This window comes from Marinomonas sp. (assembly GCF_039940335.1).
Lineage (GTDB): Bacteria > Pseudomonadota > Gammaproteobacteria > Pseudomonadales > Marinomonadaceae > Marinomonas.
On the sequence record NZ_JBDVGW010000012.1, the window covers coordinates 110,035 to 133,448 of the forward strand.

A 23,414-nucleotide genomic window follows, 5' to 3' on the forward strand; every position below is an offset into this window, starting at 1 on the left:
GCTAGTGTTTTAAACTACCATCTTGATGATCAATAAACTCTGCAAAAACCTTTTCACACATAGGTTTGGCAAACAAAAAGCCTTGGTACACATCCACTCCTAGACTTTTTAGCAATTCAAATTGCGCCACCGTTTCCACCCCTTCGGCCACTACACTCAAATCGAAATTATTTGCCAAATCAATAATTGATTTCACCATTAGCTCAGTTTGTGTGTCTTGGGTGCTGTCTTGCACAAAAGATCGATCTATCTTGATTTCATCAATCGGTAAACGATGAAGATAGTTTAAGGAAGAGTAGCCTGTACCGAAATCATCCAAGGAAATACTCACACCGCTGTTTTTAAGTTTAATGAGTTTCTCTGTGGCATCTTTAATGTCTTGGATCAGTACTGACTCGGTGACTTCAATGATCAGTTTATTATGATTGATGTTATATGCATCAAGGGTTTCAACAAACTGCTCTACAAAATGGCTTTGCCAAAGCTGCTTCGCACTTAGGTTCACGGAGATCGTTAAATCTTTCGTGCTATCATCTTGCTGCCATTGATTGAGCTTTTGGCAAGCCAGCTCCAGTACTTGCTGACCAATTTTAATGATCAAATTACTTTCTTCTGCTTGATCAATAAAGACACCAGGCACAAGCATGCCTCGCTCTCGATGCATCCAGCGCACTAGAGCTTCGGAACCAATCACCTGTCCGTTACCATCCACTTTTGGCTGTAAATACATTTGGAAGTCTTGCTGCTGAATAGCATATCGCATGTCACGAATAAGTTGGCTGGAGTGAGTGAGATCACTCTGGCTATCAAGGGTGTAGATCTTGCTTTGCTGACCACCTGCTATTTTTGCTCGATACATAGCAATATCCGCTAGTTGCAATAAATAGCCCATTTCCACATCGGGAGTATTAAAGATAATACCGCCAACACTGATCGCAATATCGTACTCAATGTCTTCGTCATGATGACCATTGTTAAGAGTAAAGGTTTTGCTAATGGAGCCAACTAAACGGTTAGCGTAGTCTGCAGCTTTTGTTAATACACTCTCTTCATCCCCTGCAATATCTGGACAAATAATGATGAATTCATCACCACCAAAGCGTCCTAAAAAGTGCTCACCGGAAATTTCATCAGACAATCTCACCGCCATTTTTTGTAACAGCTGATCCCCCATCTGGTGTCCATAGCTATCATTTAGCAGCTTAAACCGGTCTAAGTCTAAGAACAAAATAGCGCTATAAGATGGATTCTTGGCTTTTTCCGTGATGGTTTTGCTTATCATTTTTTCAAGCTGCGCACGGTTATTAAGCCCCGTTAGAGGATCATAATAGGCCAGTCGCTCAACTTGTATTTGGTTGGCTTTTTGCTCGGTAATGTCCAACACGATACCGACCAGCCACACGGGAGCACCATGCTCATCGTATTCCGCAACGCTGCCTCTGTCCCATACCCAGATGATGTTGCCATTGGGTTTTTTTATACGGAATTCAATGTTGTAAGGGGTGTTATTGCCTGCCAACTGATGAAGCGCTTCATCGACTTTATGACGGTCTTCTGGAAGGACACATTCTAGAAACTCTGCAAAGGTGTTCTGGCTAGACTCTATCCCCATAATGGCTTCCCATTGTGGGTTATGAGCCACTTGGTTGGTTTGTGTATTCCATTCCCAAAGGCCTTCCTCAGATACCTCCAGTATTTGCGCTAAGCGCTGTTTATTTTTTTCAGAGCTCTCTTTCAACTGAGTAATATCTGTAATGTCCCTGGCAAAAACGATTATTTTCAATTCGCCATTCACGTCTTTAAAAGGGACTTTTAGAGACGAGTAATGGCTCACTTGACCACTTATTTTATCTGCAAAAGACTCATAAACGGTCGCTTCCTCAAAGTTGTCGATGATCTCTTGGGTATTTTTTAAAAAGAAATCTGATTGCTCTTTATTCTTTGTAAAGTAATAGTCATCTTTACCCACCATGTTTTTTGGATCAGTTTCATAAAGCTCGGCAGCAGAGACATTACAAAAAACAAATTTACTGTCGTAGTCTTTGACAATAATTGCGTCGTTGTTTGAGTTGAGGATATTCTCAATGATGAGTAAATTTCGATCAAACAACCGCTGCAGAATAGCAGCCAATACACCACAGGTGACCCAAACAATGGTAATTTCAAAAAGCAGGTTTTCTACACTATGGTGTTCAGTCAAATAAGCGAATAAGATCAAACCTATGCTACAAATTGCGCTAACGAACATAGTAATTATGACTATGGTTCGTTTGTTATAGCCTGTGACATTTTCCATGTAAGCATTCCTTAGATGTTTTGCGTATCATGCAACCTATGCGCGATGTCGTGTTGATTGAATGACAAGTCTTTATAAACACCCAAACTTATCTACGACATAATCATTTGCTGTTTTTGATAATTCACAATGCGATTTTTGCCGGTGCTTTTTGCCGTATACAACGCCTCATCAGATTGACGTAACAACTCGCTGGTTTCTAATGGCACCGAAACATCAGGTATCGTCACCCCCACACTAATAGTGAAATGAATAATATGATCTAAATGACGAATCACACACGACTCACAATGTTGACGAATATTTTCCAATACGCGCATGCAATTATCGATATTTGTATCCACTAGCACTAAAGCGAACTCTTCTCCGCCAATTCTTCCGGCCAGATCACTGGCTCGAAGATTCTGTATTAAAATACTGGAAAAAGCCTTTAAGGTTTCATCTCCTGCGGCATGGCCATATTTATCATTAATTTTCTTGAAGTTATCCAAATCTATTATCACCACACAAAGCTTTTGTTGTTGGCGTTCTACAAGCTTTGCTAGGGCACTATAACTGGAGAAAAAAGCCCCCCGAGATCTAAGACCGGTTAAGGAGTCATAGGTGGCGAGATAACGCTGCTCTTCTTCTAGCTTATGAATTTTTAGCGTCAACCCAAGAAAAATCCAACTGATGGGCGGGGTTATAAAAACGGGGCTTAATATAGATAAAATAATGTTATCCAAATTTACTGGCAGCCCAAGCAGCCCTTTGGCTACATAAGTAACCGCCAACGACGCAAAGATGGTTACCACAGTAACAATACTTGTTACCTTCACTCGACCAAATTTAACAACAAGACTTCTAAACATCATTCTCTACTGGTTGAGTTCCTCAACAAGCAGTACCCTCCTTTGTCATCTTTGAAAATTACACTGTGCATCATGCGGTGAATGTATCGATCATTTACTATTTTTACGTTACGTTTTACGAGTTTCCTTCATTAAAAGTTATCAAATTCTCGAACGCTATTTTGAAATACAATTGATAACTGCCCTGCTCCACATAACCAAGATGGGGAGAACAGAGCACATTGTCTAATGACAGAAGTGCTTCACTATCCGCTATAATTGGCTCCTGTTCATACACATCCACCACGGCTTGTTTGCTGCTATTCGCCTGCATATCAGCGAACAATGCCCCCTCTTCGATTAATTCCGCCCTACTGATATTCACCAACATAGCGTCTGGCTTCATGATGGCTAAATCTTCAGCGCTAACACAATGTTTAGTGGCCTCATTTAAACGCAAATGCAAAGACACGATATCAGCGTTTTCGAAAAAGGCTTGCTTCGTTTCAGCACACATAAAGCCATGAGATAAAGCAAGCTCTCTGGATGGCTCTCGCCCCCATACAAGTACCTGCATCCCAAAGGTTTTAGCAAACTGGGCCATGCGCTGGCCAATTTTGCCATAGCCCCAGATACCTAGGGTTTTTCCATTCAGTGTTCGACCTAAACCTAATGAACCACTTTGTTGCCACTGGCCCTGACGCAAATTTTCCACGTAGGTTGGGATATGCCGATAAGCTGACATCATAAGCGCCCAGCACAATTCTGCCGGCGCAATAGGGGAACCTCTGCCTTCTAGCACTTTGACCTGATATTTGTCGCATAGAGCGACATCAATATGATTACTGACCTTTCCAGTTTGACTGATGACTTTAAGATTAGGTAACTGCGCCAGTAAGTTTTCACTGATAACGGTCCGCTCACGGATCAATACCAAACCTTCAATCTCTGCCAACTTAGAAATAAGTTCAGCTTCTGAATAAGTTTGATTAAATACTTGGACTTCATGACCAGCCAATAGAGAAAAGCAGTCTAATTTTCTGACTTCATCTTGGTAATCATCTAAGATGGCGATTTTCAAATGATGTTCCTTCTAATAGGGTTACAAATAAGGCGATACGACAGCAAGACAATGGTCAACGGTAGTCGCTTTCTCTCCTACAGGAGCCACATAATGCAGTGCCGACTTTGTCGCCTCTTGCCCTACGGCTTTACTTAATACCCAGGTCGCTAAATACACAGAGGCTAAACATCCACCAGCGGTGGCAATATTACCTTTGGCATAAAAAGCTTGTTCCAGAACCTCTACAGAGTGGGCTTGTAGCCAAGGTTTGGTGGTGAGGTCTGTGCAGGCTGGTAGGTTTTTAAGGAGCCCTAGGGCAGATAAGATAAGTGCGCCAGAACATTGGGCACCGATGAATTGTTTAGTTGGGTCTAGGGTCAGCTGGTTTAAGATCGAGGTATCTTCAGCAATGTCTCTGGTGTAAATGCCACTCCCTACCAATACTATCTCAGCATGATTCGCAAACTCTAAAGGTTGTTGAGCGGTAATTTCGACGCCATTCATTGAGGTAACACGTGGTGTTGGACTGGTAATTTGAACATCCCAGCCTGTATTTTTCATACGATTCAGTATGCCCGCAGCAATAAAAGAGTCCAACTCATTGAAGCCGTCAAACGTTAATATGGCCACCTTCATCTTAGCCCTCCCCATCCTTTACTGTGCTAGACTCTATTTATGCCCACTCATTACATAAAACACAAGCAGAAAGACATATCATTACATAACGTAGCAAGTATGAAGGAAAAATTAAACTAGTGGCACTTTTCTATTATCGTCTTGCTGGGAACCATTTACGAATCTGTGAAAAACGGACTTGCTGTGTAAACAGAGAGAACAGAATGATTAAAATGCCAATAGTTTGGTAAAAATCGATCCCTTCTCCTACCAAAAATATACCGAGTATGACAGCCGTCACTGGGTTTAATAATGAGATCAAGCCAAAAGTCGCCGCCCCAAGACTACGAATAGCCTTGATAAAAAGCCAATAAGCCAGTGCTGTGTTTAATACAACGATCCATATTAAGCCTGGTAACATTTGCACTGTAGGCAGGCTTGGAGGCCCATCAATTATCCATACGGCTGGTACCAGTAGCAGACCACCTATAATCAATTGCCATGCGGCAACGCCAGCCACATTGGAAATCACCCACTTTTGCATGTTTAAACTTGAGATCGCGACCATTAGCGTGGCAAACAAAGCGGCACCAACCCCTATGAAATCTACATCCGCATTTGGATTGAGCAGAATGACAACGCCTAACAATCCTAACAAAGCACTGATTGCGGCCTTTTTATTGGGCGTTTTGCCAGAAAAAAGCCACTGAATAACAATGATCTGCAAGGGCAAAGTCGCTCCTAATGTTCCCACTACTGCTCCAGGCAAACGATACGCTGCCACCAACAACAAAACAAAGAAGATGGCGATATTCATCACCGCTAACTGCATCAGCTTAGGAAAAGCCAAGTTGGGCTTGCGACGTACCAATAATAAAAGCAATAAGCCAGCAGGCAAGGCTCGCCATACCGCTAGCCAATAAGGTGACATATCTTGCAGGTATAAGGCGATGGCAGCATACGTACTACCCCATAAAATCGGAACTATCATTGCTAACCAAAACATTTATTACGCTACCTTCAGAGACCATACGTGAATCATTCTTTCTTGAAAGAATCTTTTTGAAAAGATATTGTAACGCAAAGCCAAATCGAAGTATCTTTTTGAAAAGATAAATTCACCAAAATATTGAAAAGGAAGTTTTGTGTCAGATCATGTTTCAAGAATTTTAGAGCAATGGGTAAACCACCGTCCGGATCTAGATTGTTCCCCCATGGGCGTCATTGGCCGTATTGAACGTATGAGTAAGTTCCTTGCGCCAGCCATTGAGTCATTGATCCACAGCTTTGATTTGTCCCGTATTGAGTTTGATATCTTAGCGACCCTAAGACGATCCAATGGACCACTCACGCCAACACAGCTTTATCAAGACACCATGCTCTCTTCAGGCGCCATGTCCACTCGCCTAGAGCACCTAGTGAATAAGGGTTGGATCAAGAGGGAACCTAGCCCGTCAGACAGAAGAAGTTGCACCATCGAGCTGACTCAAACCGGGCGAGAGAATATTGACTCAATTGTTACGCAACATGTAAACAATGAACGGGATTTACTGCAGAGCCTTAGTTTGGAGGAGCAATCGCAACTGGCTCAAATTCTAGCGAAATGGTTGAGCCATCACGAGAAGGAGTAGGCTTAATCGCTTTATAAGAAAACTTAAGCAAAGATTAAATGATGGTCGGCTGGAGATACACCAAAGTGGCGTTTAAAAGCCGTAGCAAAGTTACTGGGATGATTGTAGCCAGCAATAAACGCAGCTTCGATGATGGATGCACCATCGTATCGAAGGGCCTTTCTAGCCGCGTCTAAACGACGTACTCGCAAGAACTGGGACAAGCTCATATTCAACACATCTTTTGAATAGCGCTGTAACGTCGCCGTACTCATGCCTAACTCGTCACTGATGGTGTCAAAGTCCATATAAAGAACGTCATTACTGCGCATGAGTTCTTCGAATTGACTGGTTCTTTTATCACTAACTCTCATGCGCGTTGGACGGGTCTGGCTGACCATATCTACCCAGGTCGACATAAGTGACATCGCAAATCCTTGACGCGCCATAGAGCAGTTAAAATCGTCTCGATTATATTTCAATATACTCTCTGCTTGTTGCCAATACATATCTGGCAAGGCCCAATCTTCAAGAGAAAAATGCTTGTTGATTTCCTGCTGAACTGGCCTGCTGGCGATGTCATTTTTTTCAAACCAATCAGGTGTCACAGATAAGTACAAGGCAGTACGCTGCTCTCCTTTTCTTACCTTCATGCTACACAATTCTGGCTCTTTGAAGTTCATCAACTTGGCATGATGATTACGACTCACTAACTTTGCTCTTTGCTCACCAAAACGCATATCCATGGTGCTGGAAAACATTATGGCAATCTTAAAGTTAGGTTTTAGTTCTTCTTCAAAACTAAAGTCGGAGACGGCTTTGGCATCCACCATATGAAAGGTCATGCCGGAGGGTAAAGTTTCCGTAATCACGCTTCCTTGTAATCGATCTTGACTGTTATGAATCTTTACATTGCTCATCGTTTAAACCGTACATTTGGATGCTTAAAAAAGCCAATTCTTCCTAGAAGTATGCTTTCGTGCATCATTTGCATAAAAAGTTGATCGAATAGCATAAACAAAAGCATTTCGATGTATGGAATAATAAGCTCCGAAAAACACAAATGCAATTGATTATCTTTTGCATTATTAACCGCATATACGTTTTTGTGAAATTTTCACATTCGAGCTGTAATAACAAAGGTCAACTAGATGAAAAGTAGTATAGAAGTGAAACCAACACGCCTTGCAATGCGCAAGATATCCAAACCAGCAACCTTCGCAACCCTTGCTTTGGCATTGATTCCCTTCCCAAAGACGTTGCTTGCAGCGGAAATCGAGACAAGCACGGCCTTGCCAACCCTAACAGTGGAAGGAAACGCTTTATATGACGCTTCATCTAGTGAAGAATTAACCGGCTACAATGTTGAAGCGGCAACCGTTGGTACCAAAACCCCTTCAGCACTACAAGACATCCCTCAATCTGTCACTGTCTTAACAAATGACTACATTGAAGACCGTGGCTTTGTCTATCTAGACGATATTTCGAAAAAGACTCCAGGTCTAACCACCCTATCTAACGACAGCGGACGTTCATCCATCTTTGCTCGGGGTTATGAATACGATGATGTATTGATTGATGGCCTCTCTGCTCCGATCAGCAGCCGTTCAGGTACACTACCTTCATTATCTGCCTTCGATAGCATAGAAATCATGCGTGGTCCTTCTGGTCTATTTAGTAGTACAAGTGAGCTAGGAGGCATTCTAAACCTTAAGCGTAAACGCGCCACCGAAGATTCACAAACCTCTATTTCTGCAGGCACAGGTAGCTGGGGAAGATACAATTCTGAAGTGGATACATCCGGTCCACTTAATGAAGATGGCAGCGTTCGTGGCAGATTGGTTTACTCTAATAATGACGCTTCCAGCCAAAAAGATGGTAACGACAACACCAACGAAAGTGTCTATGGAACACTTGATATTGATTTAGATGAAGATACAGAACTATCACTGGGGATCTTATCTCAATCTAAATCAATAACACCTAATAACGGTGTGCCAACCTATGCAGATGGAACCTTGCTAGATATTGATCGATCAACATTTTTTGGTGCTGATTGGAACGAGTTTAACAATGAAAGTACCGATTTATTCGTTGATTTGACACGTCAATTTGATAACGGTGGTCGTGGCCGTATTGCGGCACGTTATTCAGAGAGATCCTCTGATTACAACTATGCTTATACCAGTGGTTCAGTTGATGCAAATAATGAAGTAGATGCATTCTCAAGCTATGTAGGTCAATTTGAAGAGACAGCCTTTGCATTTGATGCAAGCTATAGCCAGCCTTTCGAGACCATGGGAAATGTGAGTGAATTCGTCGTTGGTGCAGACTTCAAGAGAGAAGACTCTAGTACTACGACAGATTCTTACAACTACTTAGGAACTGAAAGTTACAGTATTTACAATTTTGATTCTTCTCTACTAACCAAGAGTCTTTTCGATTACACAGGTTCATCTACCTCGACATCTGCAGAAGATGAACAAGCCGTTTATGGTAAGGTGACCTTCCGACCAATTGCGGACCTAGCGCTTATCACGGGGGCTCGTGTCAGTAACTACGGCATTGAAAGTGGCACAGACTCAGGTAGTGGTTCTCACGTCACGCCTTATGGTGGCTTTGTTTATGACTTAACAGAGTCTCAAGCACTTTATGGTAGTTATTCTGAAGTGTTTAAACCACAAACTAGTACAGATGAAAATGGCGACTTTATTGACCCCCGTGAAGGTGAACAGTATGAACTTGGTGTAAAAGGTAGTTATGCTAATGGCTTACTTAACAGTCGCGTCACAGTCTTTCAGTTAACAGATAAAAATCGCTCAGAACAAATTGATGGTGAAAGCTTCTACGAAAACACTGGTGAATATCGTGTCCGTGGTTTCGAGGCTGAACTTGCGGGTCAACTAGGCCAATGGGACGCCTTAATTGGCTACTCCTACCTAGATACTGAAGTACTTGAAGGGAGTGGCAGCAAAACTTTCGCTCTGATGCCAGAGCATTCTGTCAATGCTTGGGCGAAATACAACTTTGGTGAGTCCTCAAACAGTATCCTTAACGAACTGACAATTGGCGCTGGTTTAACGGCAGTTGGTAGTTTTGAAACAAGTTCTGGGTCCGTTAAAGCACCTGGATACACTGTCGTGGACACCTTAATTAGTAAACAATTAAATGAGAACCTAAAAGTGTCGCTTAACATTAACAACTTGTTAGATGAAAATTACTATGAGCGTGTTGGCGGAACAGGTAACTTTAACTTCTACGGGCCATCTCGCAACTTTATGGCGAATGCTACTTACACTTTCTAAATTAATTCCCCTTTCTACAAGCAATTAAGTAGAAGCAAGTAGTATTAGGGAGCTGAGCAATCAGCTCCCTTTTTTTAGTTAAGACATTAAGCAGACATCTGCTGTTGCAGTTTTTGAATGATATGTTCACCAATCGGAAACGCACTGGTCGCCGCTGGGGATGGTGCGTTACACACATGTAAGGTGCGAGGGGATTGAGCGAATAAAAAGTCGTGCACTAGGCTACCGTCTTTCATAACCGCTTGAGCACGAATGCCCGCTGGGTAATCTTCTAAATCCTCAAGCTCGACCAGATCACAATATTTTCTTACCTGCGCAAGGTAGCCGGGCTTATACCAAGAGTTTTTGGTTTCGATTACACCTGTACGCCAATGCTGAGCAATCAACTTCCAGAAGCCTGGAAAGCGAATCATATCGAGAATATCTCTTAGACTAATATTAATACGCCCATAGCCTTCCCGCTTCCATCCTTGTACTGCGTTTGGCCCCACTGTCACCGAGCCGTCTATCATGCGTGTCAGGTGCACCCCTAAAAAAGGTAAGTCTGGGTCTGGAATCGGATAGATAAGATGGTTTACTAGCGTATTGTGTTTGGCGGGTAATTTATAATACTCCCCCCGAAATGGAATAATTTGGAAGTCGGTGTCGATCTCTAACATATTAGTTAAACGGTCCGCCATTAAGCCACTACAACTTACTAAATAACGGGCGCACACCACATCATTGTTCAACTTGATGATGACTTGCTCATGACTTTCAGAAAGATCAATCACCTTGCTGTCTAACCAAAGTTCACCGCCTGCCTCGACAAACAACTCTGCCAACTTTTTACAAATGTGCTGATAATTGACGATGCCGGTAGAGGGAACAAATAAAGCACCAAGCCCTTTCACATTCGGTTCACGCTGTTTTAACGCTGGTTGGTCTAACTGCTCAACCTCTAGATTATTTTGCTGGCAACGCAGATAAAGCGCCTGCATGCGCTCTACCTCTTTGTCGTTCGTGGCGACTAACAATTTACCGCATTGGTCAAACTTGATCTTATGCTGTTGACAAAATGCTTTCGTCGCGGCGGCACCTCGTTGGCAAAAATCCGCTTTCAAACTGCCTGGGGCATAGTACACACCCGCATGAATCACACCGGAGTTATGACCCGTTTGATGGAGACCCACATCGCTTTCTTTTTCGATAAGTAAAATACGATAGTCTGGATATTGCTGGATTAATTGCCATGCGGTAGACAAACCTACGATGCCGGCGCCAATGATGGCAATATCATAATGAAAGGATTTTGGCATATAACGTCACTCTGACCTTATTATCATGATGAAACATTCGTTAAGGAAATTAGCCTCTGCTCGGGTTAGCGTGCAAAGTTTTTTATAAACCCCATCGCATCAGTTAAATACGCTTGCACACAAGACTGACACACGCAACGCTGGTCTTGCAACTCTGGTGGTAACAAGGCTAACAAAGAGGCAGGTATCTCTTGCTGGAAACACCAACACTGCCCTACTACCGAACATTGATTATCTTGCGAACAAAATGGACATTGCACTGATGTTTTCCTTACGCGATTAGTATTAAGCAAAAAAAATCCCTGCCGAAGCAGGGATTTTATTAGCTATCAATAAGCGTTTATTTCAAACAACTTACCAGCCAGTGATTTCTTTAAGGCCTACACCGATGTCAGCCAAAGAACGTACAGTTTTAACACCTGCGTCTTCTAGTGCTGCAAATTTCTCATCAGCTGTACCTTTACCACCAGAAATGATCGCACCAGCGTGACCCATACGCTTACCAGCAGGAGCCGTAACACCCGCAATGTAAGAGACAACAGGCTTAGTAACGTTTGCTTTGATGTAAGCAGCTGCTTCTTCTTCAGCCGTACCACCGATTTCACCGATCATAACAATCGCTTCAGTCTGTGGATCGTTTTGGAACATTTCCAATACGTCGATGAAGTTAGTACCTGGGATTGGGTCACCACCAATACCAACACAAGTAGATTGGCCGAAACCAGCGTCAGTCGTCTGCTTAACGGCTTCATAAGTCAAAGTACCTGAACGAGATACGATACCTACTTTACCTGGCATATGGATGTGACCTGGCATGATACCGATCTTACATTCACCTGGTGTGATAACACCTGGGCAGTTAGGACCGATTAGACGAACGTCAAGTGCGTCACATGCAACTTTACAGTCAAGCATGTCTAGCGTTGGAACACCTTCAGTGATACAAACGATAAGTTTGATACCAGCATTCGCAGCTTCTAGGATAGAGTCTTTAACGAAAGGCGCAGGAACGTAGATTACAGATGCTTCAGCGCCTGTTTGCTCTACAGCTTCTTTCACTGTATTGAATACAGGAAGACCTAGGTGAGTTTGACCACCTTTACCAGGTGTTACACCACCAACCATTTTTGTTCCGTAGGCAATTGCTTGCTCAGAGTGGAACGTACCTTGGCCACCAGTGAAACCCTGACAGATTACTTTAGTATCTTTGTTAATTAAGACAGACATTATTATTTGCCCTCCGCAGCTTTAACAACTTGCTCAGCGGCGTCTTTCAAGCTTGCTGCAGCAATAATATCTAGGTCAGATTTCGCAAGAACTTCACGACCTAGTTCAGCATTTGTACCTTCAAGACGAACAACAACAGGTACGTTAACACCTACTTGCTCAACGGCACCGATAATACCTTCTGCGATCATGTCACAACGAACGATACCACCGAAGATGTTAACCAATACGGCTTTAACATTGTCATCAGATAGGATGATTTTGAATGCTTCAGCAACACGTTCTTTGGTTGCACCACCACCTACGTCTAGGAAGTTAGCAGGCTTACCACCATGGATGTTAACGATGTCCATTGTACCCATTGCTAGACCGGCACCGTTTACCATGCAACCTACGTTACCATCTAGTGCTACGTAGTTAAGTTCCCACTGTGCAGCATGTGCTTCACGCTCATCTTCTTGAGATGGATCATGGAACTCTTGCATTTTCTTCTGACGGTATACAGCGTTGCTGTCGATGTTGATCTTGCCGTCTAGACAGTGAAGGTTACCTTCATCAGTGATAACCAATGGGTTGATTTCTAGAAGGGCGAAATCGTAGTCGTGGAACATTTGAGACAAACCAAGGAAGATCTTAGTGAACTGCTTGATTTGAGCTGGGTTAAGACCCATTTTAAATGCCATTTCACGAGCTTGGTAAGGCTGTGCACCCACTAGAGGATCGATGATCGCTTTGTGGATTAGTTCAGGCGTTTCTTCTGCAACTTTCTCGATTTCAACACCGCCTTCAGTAGACGCCATGAAAACAACTTTGCGAGTAGAACGGTCAACAACGGCACCTAGGTACAATTCGTTGTCGATGTCTGTGCAAGATTCAACTAGGATCTTAGCAACTGGCTGACCATTTTCGTCTGTTTGGTAAGTAACCAAGTTCTTACCTAACCAGTTTGCTGCAAATGCAGAAACTTCTTCATAAGAATCAACAAGTTTCACACCGCCCGCTTTACCGCGACCACCTGCGTGAACCTGAGCTTTAACAACCCACTTGTCACCACCAATTTTTTTCGCTGCTTCCACCGCCGCTTCAGGCGTGTCTACTGCGTACCCTGTAGATACTGGCAGGCCGTATTCAGCAAAAAGCTGTTTAGCCTGATATTCATGTAGGTTCATTTGATTCTTCCGCTCATCTTAATGATTGACATAAGCTCTGCCTGTTAAGACAGAAATTGCCGGCTTTAAGCCGGCAAATCTAAATTTCTATTAACGCTTTTTACGGTTTGCAATATGGATAGCATGGCTATCTACTGCTAACGCTGCTTCGTGTACTGCTTCACTTACTGTTGGGTGAGCAAATACAGTCAAAGCAATGTCTTCTGCTGTAGAACCAAATTCCATTGCAATAACCGCTTGTGCGATCAGATCGGCTGCATGACCACCAATGATGTGACAACCTAGAATACGGTCAGTCTCTTCACAAGCAATGATCTTAACAAAACCATCTGTATCGTTAGCTGCCATAGCACGGCCAGACGCAGCAAATGGGAATTTACCCACTTTGTATTTAACGCCTTCCGCTTTAAGTTCCTGCTCGTTTTTACCAACCCAAGCAAGCTCTGGGTGGGTGTAAATAACAGAAGGAATGCAGTCGTAGTTCATTTGTGCTTTATGACCAGCGATGATGTCCGCTACCATGACGCCTTCTTCAGACGCTTTGTGCGCAAGCATTGGACCACGAACGATATCACCGATCGCGAAAACACCTGGTACAGAAGTTCGGCATTGCTCATCAACGAAAACGAAACCACGCTCGTCAAGCTTAACGCCAGAATCGTCAGAGAAACAACCTTGAGTGAATGGCTTACGGCCAACTGCAACAATAAGTTTGTCGAATGTTTGCTTCTGTTCTTCACCTTTAGCATCAAGGTAAGTCACTTCAACTTCTTCACCGTTGATTTGGCTACCCGTTACACGAGCGCCTAAACGCACATCAAGATGCTGCTTCTTGAAGATTTTCGCCGCTTCTTTAGCTAGATCTTGGTCACAAACACTTAGGAAAGAATCTTGTGCTTCAAGCACAACAACTTCTGAGCCTAAACGAGCCCAAACAGAACCTAATTCAAGACCGATAACACCAGCACCAATTACACCAAGACGTTTAGGCACTTCACGGAAATCTAGGGCACCTTCGTTATCAACGATGATGTCGCCAGTACGTGGTGCAGGCGGAATGTTTACAGGAATAGAACCTGTCGCCAAGATCACGTTTTCAGCTTCTATAACCGTTACTGTGCCGTCATGAGCGGTGAATTCAACTTTTTTGTTGGCCAGAACTTTACCAAAGCCTTCAAAGCTTGTTACGCCATTTGCTTTAAACAAACCCGTAATACCGCTGGTTAGTTGATCAACGATCTTGTCTTTGCGATCAACCATGGCATTTACATCCATAGCGACTTCACCCACAGAAATACCGTGTACGCCGTATGCTTCTTTAGCGTCGTGGTATTTGTGTGAAGAATCCAACAAAGCTTTTGATGGGATACAACCAACATTCAAACAAGTACCGCCTAAACGAGCCTTGTTATCTTTGTCTAACCATTTTTCGATACATGCTGTTTTCAGCCCCAGCTGAGCAGCACGAATTGCAGCAACATAGCCACCAGGGCCGCCACCGATTACAACAACATCAAATTTATCAGACATAAGAGGTTCCATTTATTTCAGTCAAACCGAGCAGCGCTTTATGAGCGCCGCTACAGAATCAATTCATACTATAAAGTGGGTATGAATACTCAATTTTCAAGTGCTTAGATATCAAGCAACAGACGGTGTGGGTCTTCCAACAATTCTTTAATCGTTACCAAGAATTGTACCGCTTCTTTACCATCGATCATACGGTGATCGTAAGACAAGGCTAGGTACATCATAGGTTGAATAACCACTTGACCATTAACGGCCATTGGACGCTCTTGGATTTTGTGCATGCCCAAGATAGCGGTTTGTGGTGGATTGATAATAGGTGTCGACATTAGAGAGCCGAAAGTACCACCATTAGTAATGGTGAAAGTACCACCTTGCATGTCATCCATGCCCAACTTACCGTCACGACCACGTAGAGCGAAGTCCATGATAGTGGATTCAATGTCAGCAAGACCCATCGCTTCAGTGTTGCGCAATACAGGTACCATCAAACCACGGTCTGTAGAAACGGCTACACCGATATCTTGGTAACCATGGTAAACCATGTCGTTGCCATCGATTGAAGCGTTAACCGCTGGGAAGCGTTTCAACGCTTCTGTCGCAGCTTTTACAAAGAAAGACATGAAACCAAGCTTAGTGCCGTTGTGGGTTTTCATGAATTGATCTTTGTACTTCTTACGGATCTCCATGACAGGACCCATATTAACTTCGTTGTAAGTCGTTAACATGGCTGCCGTTTGTTGTGCTTCAACCAAACGTTTAGCAATGGTGGCACGTAGACGAGTCATAGGAACACGTTTTTCGATACGACCATCTGCGCCCAATGCTGGCATAGCAGCAGGGGCTGCCGCTTTCGCTGGTGCTGGCGCTGCTGCAGGTTTAGCTTTCACCGCTGCATCTACGTCTTCTTTAGTGATACGACCGCCTTTACCTGTGCCTTTAACTTGTGCTGCGCTTAGACCCGCTTCAGCCAATGCTTTACGAGCCGCTGGACCTGCAACGCCATCTTCGTCTGCTTCCGCTGGAGCCGCCGCAGATGCTGCTGCCGCTGGAGCCGCCGCTGCGCCAGATGCGCCTACTAGGAAGTTCGCTAGAACTTCGTCGCTCAATACGGTTTCGCCTTCGCCTTTGATGATGTCGCCAATTACGCCATCAGCCGGAGCAACCACTTCTAGTACGACTTTATCGGTTTCGATATCAACGATGTGCTCATCGCGTGAACAAGCTTCACCTGGCTGTTTGTGCCATGCAGCAACAGTACCGTCTGCTACAGACTCAGGGAAAGTTGGCGCTTTGATCTGTACAGATTCAGACGCTGCTGCAGGAGCCGCAGCAGGAGCCGCTTCCGCTGCAGGTGCTGCGGCAGCCGCTGCACCAGAAACGAATGTTGCTAGAACTTCATCGCTCAGGACGATATCACCTTCTGCTTTAAGAACGGTTTCTAATACACCGTCTGCAGGGGCAACAACTTCTAAGACAACTTTGTCTGTCTCAATATCGACAATATGCTCGTCACGTGCACAGGCTTCGCCTGGCTGCTTATACCAAGTAGCAACGGTTCCGTCGGCTACAGATTCTGGAAAAGTAGGTGCTTTAATTTCAATGCTCATTTTATACCCTTATCTCTCTGACAGGCTATGGTACTAACCAACTAGTGCGTCGTTGACCAGTGCTTCTTGTTCTTCAACATGGATGGACATATAACCCGCCGCTGGTGCTGCAGACGAAATTCGACCTGCAAAACGAATTTTCAGCGTTGGGTAAAGTTCTTCCAATACTCGGTTCATACGGTGACGGTTGGCATGCCAAGCACCTTGGTTTTTCGGTTCTTCTTGACACCAAACCAAGTTTTCAACATTTTTGTACGGCGCCAACACTGCTTCTAAATCAGCATATGGGAACGGGTACAATTGCTCCAAACGAATCACTGCAACATCATCTTTCTGTAGCGCTTCACGACGGTTGATCAAGTCGTAATAAACCTTACCGCTACAAAGTACAACTCGTTTCACTTTGTCAGCCGTAACGGATTCATTCGCTTCAGGCAATACCGTCTTAAAGCTTCCTTCCGCCAAGTCTTCTAATGTGGATGTTGCTTGCTTGTGACGCAACAAACTCTTAGGTGACATGATAATCAGCGGACGACGCATTGGACGAATCGCTTGACGACGGATGATGTGGAAGATTTGCGACGGTGTTGTTGGAACACAAACTTGAATATTGTATTCCGCACACAATTGCATAAAGCGCTCTAAACGAGCTGAAGAATGCTCAGGGCCTTGACCTTCGTAACCATGTGGCAACAACATAGTCAGACCACATAGACGGCCCCACTTATGCTCACCACTAGTAATAAATTGGTCAATTACCACTTGGGCACCATTGGCGAAATCACCAAATTGCGCTTCCCAGATCACCAGACCTTTTGGTGAAGTGGTTGAATAACCATATTCAAACGCCAATACCGCTTCTTCAGAAAGGTAAGAGTCATATAAATCAAGGGTAGGTTGATCAGCTGACAAGTTTTTCAACGGTACGTATGCACTACCGTCTTTTTGGTTATGAATAACCGCATGACGATGTGAGAAAGTACCACGACCAGAATCCTGACCTGTAATACGAATTGGGTAGCCTTGCTCAAGTAGAGTCGCAAAAGCTAACGTTTCCGCATAACCCCAGTTGAGCGGTAATGCTCCAGCGGTCATTTTATCACGGTCTTGGTAGATTTTAGCTACCTGACGCTGTACTACAATACCATCTGGTACATGTGTCAATTTCTTAGCAACTTCCTGAAGATCAGCTAATGAATAGCTGGTATCTCCGGCATCCGTCCACTCAACACCTAGATAAGGTTTCCAGTCGACGAACGAACCCGTTTGAGACTCAAGCACCAAACTCTTAGCAACGTGACGGCCGTTATCAAGATCTTCACGGTTTTCATTAACCATTTGATCTGACACACCTTGATCAACGATGCCTTGGGCAATCAAACGATCTGAGTATAAGGTACGAGTAGTCTTAAGTTTACTAATGATGCTGTACATCAATGGCTGAGTACCAGATGGCTCATCTGTCTCGTTGTGTCCACGACGGCGGTAACACACCATGTCGATAACCACATCACGACCGAACTCATAACGGTAGTCGAGGGCTAACTGAGTCACAAACAACACAGCTTCTGGGTCATCACCATTAACGTGGAAAATCGGCGCTTGAATCATCTTAGCAACATCAGTTGCGTATTCAGTAGAACGCGAATCTTCTTGACGGTTAGTCGTAAAACCAACCTGGTTGTTAATAACGATATGAACCGTACCACCGGTGCGGTAGGCGCGAGTTTGAGACATCTGGAATGTCTCCATCACAACACCTTGACCAGCAAAAGCGGCATCACCGTGAATAGAGATAGGGACAACAGTCTTACCTGTTGTGTCTTCACGGCGGTCTTGACGAGCTCGTACAGAGCCTTCGACCACTGGCGATACAATTTCCAAGTGAGACGGATTAAACGCCAACGCAATGTGAACTTCGCCACCGGCTGTCATCACATTTGAAGAGAAACCTTGGTGATATTTAACATCACCAGAGGTGTTAACAAGCTTCTTGCCTTCAAACTCGTCGAACAAGTCTTTCGGGTTTTTACCTAAGGTATTAACCAAAACGTTCAAACGACCACGGTGAGCCATGCCAATCACAACTTCTTTCGCGCCTAATGCGCCAGATCGTTGGATAAGTTCATTCACCATAGGGATTAAGCTTTCAGCACCTTCAAGACCAAAACGCTTAGCACCTGGGTAACGGCTCGCTAGGTATTTCTCTAGGCCTTCAGCAGCGGTTAAACGCTCAAGTAGGTTTTGACGTGTTTCTTTGGAGAATTCTGGATGTGAGCGAACGGATTCGACTCGTTGCTGAAGCCAGGCTTTTTCCTGAGTATCAACAATGTGCATGAACTCATAACCTATGCTGCTGCAATACGTTTTTTCAAGTTCTGCAATCAGCTCACTTAGCTTCATGGTTTCTTTGTTGAAGAACAAAGCAGCTGTATTAAAGCTGGTATCCATGTCAGCACCGGTTAACTGATGATAACTGATGTCTAGATCTGCGACTTTTTCTCGCTTCTGTAATCCTAGCGGGTCTAGTGAAGAATGTTGATGACCACGAACGCGGTAAGCATCAATCAATTGTAAAACACTAATTTGCTTCTGCTCATGATCAGAACTTACCGCTGGACCTGAAGATGCAGGCATAGCACGGAACTTGTTCTTACCAATTTGCAAAAACTGCTCTTGGATTACGGAATGAGGTAGATCTGTTGATTGCGCTTCGCTTACGCGTGGCAATTGGTCAAAACATTTACGCCACTCTTCCGATACAGAGTTCGGATCGACTAGGTAGCTTTCAAACATCCCCTCTACATATTCCAAGTTTCCACCGGAAAAGTGAGAAGTGCTCCATAGCAACTCCATTAAACTTTCGTGCATTCTCGATCACCCTTATGTTCGAGCCAGCTACCGGAGTCCCCGGTATCAACCAAAATTTTCACCGATTGAAAGATCAGGCCCGTAAGGCTGTTAAAGCCTCGATTTTTTTATTTACTTGCTACCACTTCGCCCTGTTGCGTTTAATACCAAATTACTGAAAGCACTCCATAAAACATAAAGCACTCTATTTCCTTAAATCAGAACCAGCAATTTCTCTAAGTACATCCATGCTCGCAAAGGTCGAATTTTAAATTCTTTGTATTGCATTTCCTACTATCAAAAAAGGAAAAATGCAAAAAAGGCGGTATTGAAAAAGCTCAAACCGCCATTTTTTTGTGACTAATAAATAATAACGTTAGCCACACTGAGCATTAGGTTGCTCTTTGTAACAACATAGTACGAATACTACCAATCGCTTTCGTCGGGTTCAGCCCTTTAGGACAAACATTGACACAGTTCATGATACCGTGGCAACGGAACACACTGAAAGGATCGTCTAATTCGCTCAAACGTTCTTGCGTTGCGTTGTCACGGCTATCAGCCAAGAAACGGTACGCTTGCAACAAACCAGATGGTCCAACGAATTTATCTGGGTTCCACCAGAAAGAAGGACAAGCGGTTGAACAACAAGCACACAAGATACATTCATACAATCCGTCAAGCTTTTCACGCTCTTCAGGACTTTGCAAGCGCTCAATCGCAGGCGCTGGCGTATCATTGATCAAGTACGGACGAATTTTCTCGTACTGCTTGTAGAATTGGCCCATATCGACAACTAGGTCACGAACAACAGGCAAGCCTGGCAGTGGGCGCAAAATCAATTTGCCATTCTTCAAAGCTTCTGACACTGGCGTAATACAAGCCAAGCCGTTTTTACCAGACATATTCATACCATCGGAACCACACACACCTTCACGGCATGAACGACGGTAAGAAATAGTAGAGTCCTGAGCTTTAAGCAAGTTTAGAACATCCAACACCATCAGGTCTTTGCCAGCAGGAAGATCAATTTGATAATCCTGCATGTATGGCGCGTCGTCCACCTCTGGATTGTAACGATAAATACTAACTAACATACTGAATTACTCCTTAGTATGAACGAATCTTAGGTGGGAAAGCTTCCATTGTTTTCGGAGCAAAGTTCACATCACGCTTGGTAACGGACTTAGTCGCCGGATGGAATAATGAGTGCTTCAACCAGTTTTCGTCATCACGTTCAGTGAAATCGTTACGGGCGTGCGCACCACGGCTTTCTTTGCGGTATTCCGCAGGAATCGCTGTTGCTTCCGCAATTTCCAACAAGTTTTCAAGCTCTAGTGCTTCAATACGCGCAGTATTGAAGGCTTGACTCTTATCATCAAGATTCAAGTTTTCAACACGCTTACGGATAACATCTAGCTCTTTCAGGCCTTTCTGCATGGATTCGCCGTCGCGGAATACACCAAAGTAAAGTTGCATTACTTTTTGTAGCTCTGCACGTACTTCAGCAACATTCTCACCAGAGGTAGAAGCATTCAAACGATTCAGACGCGCCATCGCTTTATCGATATCTGTCTCATCTGCACTGAGGGAATCAAAACCTTCATCTAGAGATTTCTTAACCTGTAGACCCACAGCACGACCGAACACAACCAAATCTAGCAGTGAGTTACCGCCTAGACGGTTAGCACCGTGAACAGATACACAAGCCGCTTCACCACAAGCATATAAACCATCAATTACTTCATCTTCGCCATTTGCGTTTTGCTTCAGCGCTTGACCACCAACGTTCGTTGGAATACCACCCATCATATAGTGACAAGTTGGTACGACAGGAATAGGTTCTTTTACTGGGTCAACGTGAGCAAAGGTACGAGACAACTCAAGAATACCTGGCAGACGTTTATTCAGCGTTTCTTCACCTAGGTGATCCAATTTTAGTAATACGTGATCGCCTTCTGGACCACAACCACGACCTTCAAGGATTTCAAGGATCATAGAACGTGCTACCACGTCACGACCTGCAAGGTCTTTAGCGTTTGGCGCATAACGCTCCATGAAACGCTCGCCGTCTTTATTGATCAGGTAACCACCTTCACCACGACAACCTTCTGTTACAAGCGTACCTGCACCGTAAATACCGGTTGGGTGGAACTGCCACATTTCCATATCTTGCATTGGGTAGCCAGCACGCAATGCCATGGCAACACCATCACCAGTATTAATGTGAGCGTTAGTCGTTGATTGGTAAATACGACCCGCACCACCTGTTGCAACAACCGTTGCTTTGGCTTTCAGGTAGACGGTTTCGCCTGTTTCAATACAAATTGCAATAACACCAACCACAGCATCTTCACTATTTTTCACAAGATCTGTTGCGTACCACTCATTGAAGAAAGTCGTACCACCTTTCAGGTTGGCTTGATAAAGCGTGTGCAATAACGCGTGACCAGTACGGTCTGCCGCAGCACAAGTACGAGCGGCCTGACCACCCTTACCAAAATCTTTAGACTGACCACCAAATGGGCGCTGATAAATACGACCTTGCTCTGTACGAGAGAATGGTAATCCCATGTGCTCAAGCTCAAACACCGCTTGCGGACCAACAGAACACATGTATTCGATTGCGTCTTGGTCACCAATGTAGTCCGACCCTTTTACGGTGTCGTACATGTGCCAGCGCCAATCGTCATTAGGATCATCACTGGCAATCGCACAAGTAATACCGCCTTGTGCAGAAACTGTGTGCGAACGTGTTGGAAACACTTTCGTTACACAAGCCGTGTTCAAACCCGATTCCGTTAACTGCAACGCCGCACGCATGCCCGCGCCGCCGCCGCCGATAACAATGGCATCAAAAGAGATAGTACGAATATTTGCCATTATTTATAGCCCCCAAAGAACCTGAATTCCCCAAACGACATAAACAAACATTGCAAAGCCGCATAGAGATTGAAAAAAGAAACGAATACCAGTTGGTTTAATGTAATCAGTAGAGATAGACCACAAACCGATCCATGAATGCACGCCGATAGACAACAACATCATCAAGCTAAATATACGCATCCAAGTAGTTTCGAACAAAGCACTCCACTGATCGTAAGTTAGATCAGGGTTTGAAACCAAATACCCAATAATAAAAATGGTGTACAAAGATAAGATTAATGCAGAAACACGCTGCATCATCCAATCATATAGACCAGAACGGCCAAAGCTCGTAATTTGAGTTACCATATCCACACTCCTGCTAACACAACAAGAACGCCTGCAATCACAAGGTTTGCTACGGCGGCTTTACGTCCACTGTCTAATTCTTCGAAATGCCCTAAATCCATAAACAAGTGCTTCACACCTGCTACAAAGTGGTACATCAATGCAGAAACAACGCCCCATATAACAAATTTCGCAAGAAAGTTATTTTGCAACACATCGGCCACTTGATCGAACCCTTCTTGAGACTCTAAGGAAAGATCGAATGCATAAAACAGAAACACTAACCCTACAAAAAGGATAATGCCGGTAATACGGTGAAGGATGGAAACAATTGCAGTGACGGGCATTGATATTGTTGATATATCAAGATTGACTGGTCTTTTTTTGTTCACGATTTATTTACACCATTTTATCAATTGAATGGTTAACCACGACCCAATACTAACCTGCACTTATTGATACGCAGCTTACGTAAAAAAGTGCACTTTAGGCCTACGTTGAAAATCCCATCGATTTGCAAACACATGACTAAAAAGTGACTCTCTTTTTAGTAAGTTCATGTCGACAAATCAATAAAATCATCGGGCGGCAATTATAAACCAGCAAAAATTGCGATGACAAATAGACTGAGCAGCAGGTTTTCAATGATCAGCATTCACCAAATGAATGTAACCATAAGCCGAAACAATAATGGTGCTAAATTACATAACCAACAACATAGGTGATAAAATAAAATCGTTTGTTTTCAATGGTTTAATATTATTTGCATTTTCTTTACCTGTCTTTACTTTTAGTTTTTTC

Annotated in this window: 19 protein-coding genes; 2 read left to right on the forward strand and 17 right to left on the reverse strand. The window is 43.8% G+C overall.

Features of this window, described 5'->3' with window-relative positions:
- Nucleotide 1: 1 nt before the first annotated feature.
- The 5 genes from ABJF92_RS07965 to ABJF92_RS07985 all read right to left on the reverse strand — a co-directional run bounded on the left by ABJF92_RS07965 (nt 2) and on the right by ABJF92_RS07985 (nt 5,810).
- Complete coding sequence (locus ABJF92_RS07965) at nt 2-2,296, reverse strand: EAL domain-containing protein (RefSeq protein WP_446815262.1); 2,295 nt, start codon at nt 2,294-2,296, stop codon at nt 2-4.
- A gap of 92 nt (nt 2,297-2,388) precedes the next feature.
- Nucleotides 2,389-3,150: a diguanylate cyclase gene (locus ABJF92_RS07970; protein ID WP_446815263.1), complete on the reverse strand. Its 762-nt coding sequence runs from the start codon at nt 3,148-3,150 to the stop codon at nt 2,389-2,391.
- 112 nt (nt 3,151-3,262) lie between these two features.
- Nucleotides 3,263-4,207 (reverse strand): D-2-hydroxyacid dehydrogenase family protein, encoded by a 945-nt coding sequence (locus ABJF92_RS07975; RefSeq protein ID WP_446815264.1) that lies wholly within the window; start codon nt 4,205-4,207, stop codon nt 3,263-3,265.
- Between the two features lie 21 nt (nt 4,208-4,228).
- Nucleotides 4,229-4,825: a DJ-1/PfpI family protein gene (locus ABJF92_RS07980; protein WP_446815265.1), complete on the reverse strand. Its 597-nt coding sequence runs from the start codon at nt 4,823-4,825 to the stop codon at nt 4,229-4,231.
- Nucleotides 4,826-4,958: 133 nt separating this feature from the next.
- Nucleotides 4,959-5,810, reverse strand: coding sequence for an EamA family transporter (locus ABJF92_RS07985; protein ID WP_446815266.1), 852 nt, complete (start codon nt 5,808-5,810; stop codon nt 4,959-4,961).
- Between the two features lie 139 nt (nt 5,811-5,949).
- On the opposite strand from ABJF92_RS07985, the gene ABJF92_RS07990 reads away from it, so the two are divergent.
- On the forward strand, nt 5,950-6,435 hold the full coding sequence (locus ABJF92_RS07990) for a MarR family winged helix-turn-helix transcriptional regulator (protein ID WP_446815267.1): 486 nt from the start codon (nt 5,950-5,952) through the stop codon (nt 6,433-6,435).
- A 23-nt stretch (nt 6,436-6,458) separates the two neighbouring features.
- Here the strand turns inward: ABJF92_RS07990 and ABJF92_RS07995 are convergent, their stop codons facing one another.
- A complete protein-coding gene (locus tag ABJF92_RS07995) occupies nt 6,459-7,334 on the reverse strand; it encodes a helix-turn-helix transcriptional regulator (RefSeq protein ID WP_446815268.1) in 876 nt (291 codons plus the stop codon).
- 231 nt (nt 7,335-7,565) lie between these two features.
- Here ABJF92_RS07995 and ABJF92_RS08000 point away from each other — a divergent pair, with 231 nt between their 5' ends.
- Complete coding sequence (locus ABJF92_RS08000) at nt 7,566-9,719, forward strand: TonB-dependent siderophore receptor (protein WP_446815269.1); 2,154 nt, start codon at nt 7,566-7,568, stop codon at nt 9,717-9,719.
- An 86-nt stretch (nt 9,720-9,805) separates the two neighbouring features.
- Here the strand turns inward: ABJF92_RS08000 and lhgO are convergent, their stop codons facing one another.
- The 11 genes from lhgO to sdhC form a co-directional block, all read right to left on the reverse strand.
- Nucleotides 9,806-11,017, reverse strand: a complete 1,212-nt coding sequence (gene lhgO / locus ABJF92_RS08005; RefSeq protein ID WP_446815270.1) for an L-2-hydroxyglutarate oxidase — start codon at nt 11,015-11,017, stop codon at nt 9,806-9,808.
- A 65-nt stretch (nt 11,018-11,082) separates the two neighbouring features.
- Nucleotides 11,083-11,277 (reverse strand): cysteine-rich CWC family protein, encoded by a 195-nt coding sequence (locus ABJF92_RS08010; RefSeq protein ID WP_446815271.1) that lies wholly within the window; start codon nt 11,275-11,277, stop codon nt 11,083-11,085.
- A 94-nt stretch (nt 11,278-11,371) separates the two neighbouring features.
- On the reverse strand, nt 11,372-12,244 hold the full coding sequence (sucD, locus tag ABJF92_RS08015; RefSeq protein ID WP_446815272.1) for a succinate--CoA ligase subunit alpha: 873 nt from the start codon (nt 12,242-12,244) through the stop codon (nt 11,372-11,374).
- Between the two features lie 2 nt (nt 12,245-12,246).
- The gene (gene sucC, locus ABJF92_RS08020) at nt 12,247-13,413 is read right to left on the reverse strand and encodes an ADP-forming succinate--CoA ligase subunit beta (RefSeq protein WP_445976018.1); all 1,167 of its coding nucleotides are present in this window, start codon (nt 13,411-13,413) and stop codon (nt 12,247-12,249) included.
- 90 nt (nt 13,414-13,503) lie between these two features.
- Nucleotides 13,504-14,943, reverse strand: a complete 1,440-nt coding sequence (lpdA, locus tag ABJF92_RS08025; protein WP_446815273.1) for a dihydrolipoyl dehydrogenase — start codon at nt 14,941-14,943, stop codon at nt 13,504-13,506.
- A 104-nt stretch (nt 14,944-15,047) separates the two neighbouring features.
- Nucleotides 15,048-16,550 (reverse strand): 2-oxoglutarate dehydrogenase complex dihydrolipoyllysine-residue succinyltransferase, encoded by a 1,503-nt coding sequence (gene odhB / locus ABJF92_RS08030; RefSeq protein WP_446815274.1) that lies wholly within the window; start codon nt 16,548-16,550, stop codon nt 15,048-15,050.
- A 33-nt stretch (nt 16,551-16,583) separates the two neighbouring features.
- Nucleotides 16,584-19,421 (reverse strand): 2-oxoglutarate dehydrogenase E1 component, encoded by a 2,838-nt coding sequence (locus ABJF92_RS08035; RefSeq protein WP_446815275.1) that lies wholly within the window; start codon nt 19,419-19,421, stop codon nt 16,584-16,586.
- 371 nt (nt 19,422-19,792) lie between these two features.
- A complete protein-coding gene (locus ABJF92_RS08040) occupies nt 19,793-20,497 on the reverse strand; it encodes a succinate dehydrogenase iron-sulfur subunit (RefSeq protein ID WP_446815276.1) in 705 nt (234 codons plus the stop codon).
- A 13-nt stretch (nt 20,498-20,510) separates the two neighbouring features.
- Entirely contained in the window at nt 20,511-22,283 is a 1,773-nt protein-coding gene (sdhA, locus tag ABJF92_RS08045) for a succinate dehydrogenase flavoprotein subunit (protein WP_446815277.1), read from the reverse strand.
- A 3-nt stretch (nt 22,284-22,286) separates the two neighbouring features.
- On the reverse strand, nt 22,287-22,634 hold the full coding sequence (gene sdhD / locus ABJF92_RS08050; protein WP_445976012.1) for a succinate dehydrogenase, hydrophobic membrane anchor protein: 348 nt from the start codon (nt 22,632-22,634) through the stop codon (nt 22,287-22,289).
- Nucleotides 22,628-23,005, reverse strand: a complete 378-nt coding sequence (gene sdhC / locus ABJF92_RS08055; protein WP_446815278.1) for a succinate dehydrogenase, cytochrome b556 subunit — start codon at nt 23,003-23,005, stop codon at nt 22,628-22,630. Before sdhC ends, sdhD begins: the two co-directional genes overlap by 7 nt.
- Between the last annotated feature and the right edge of the window lie 409 nt (nt 23,006-23,414).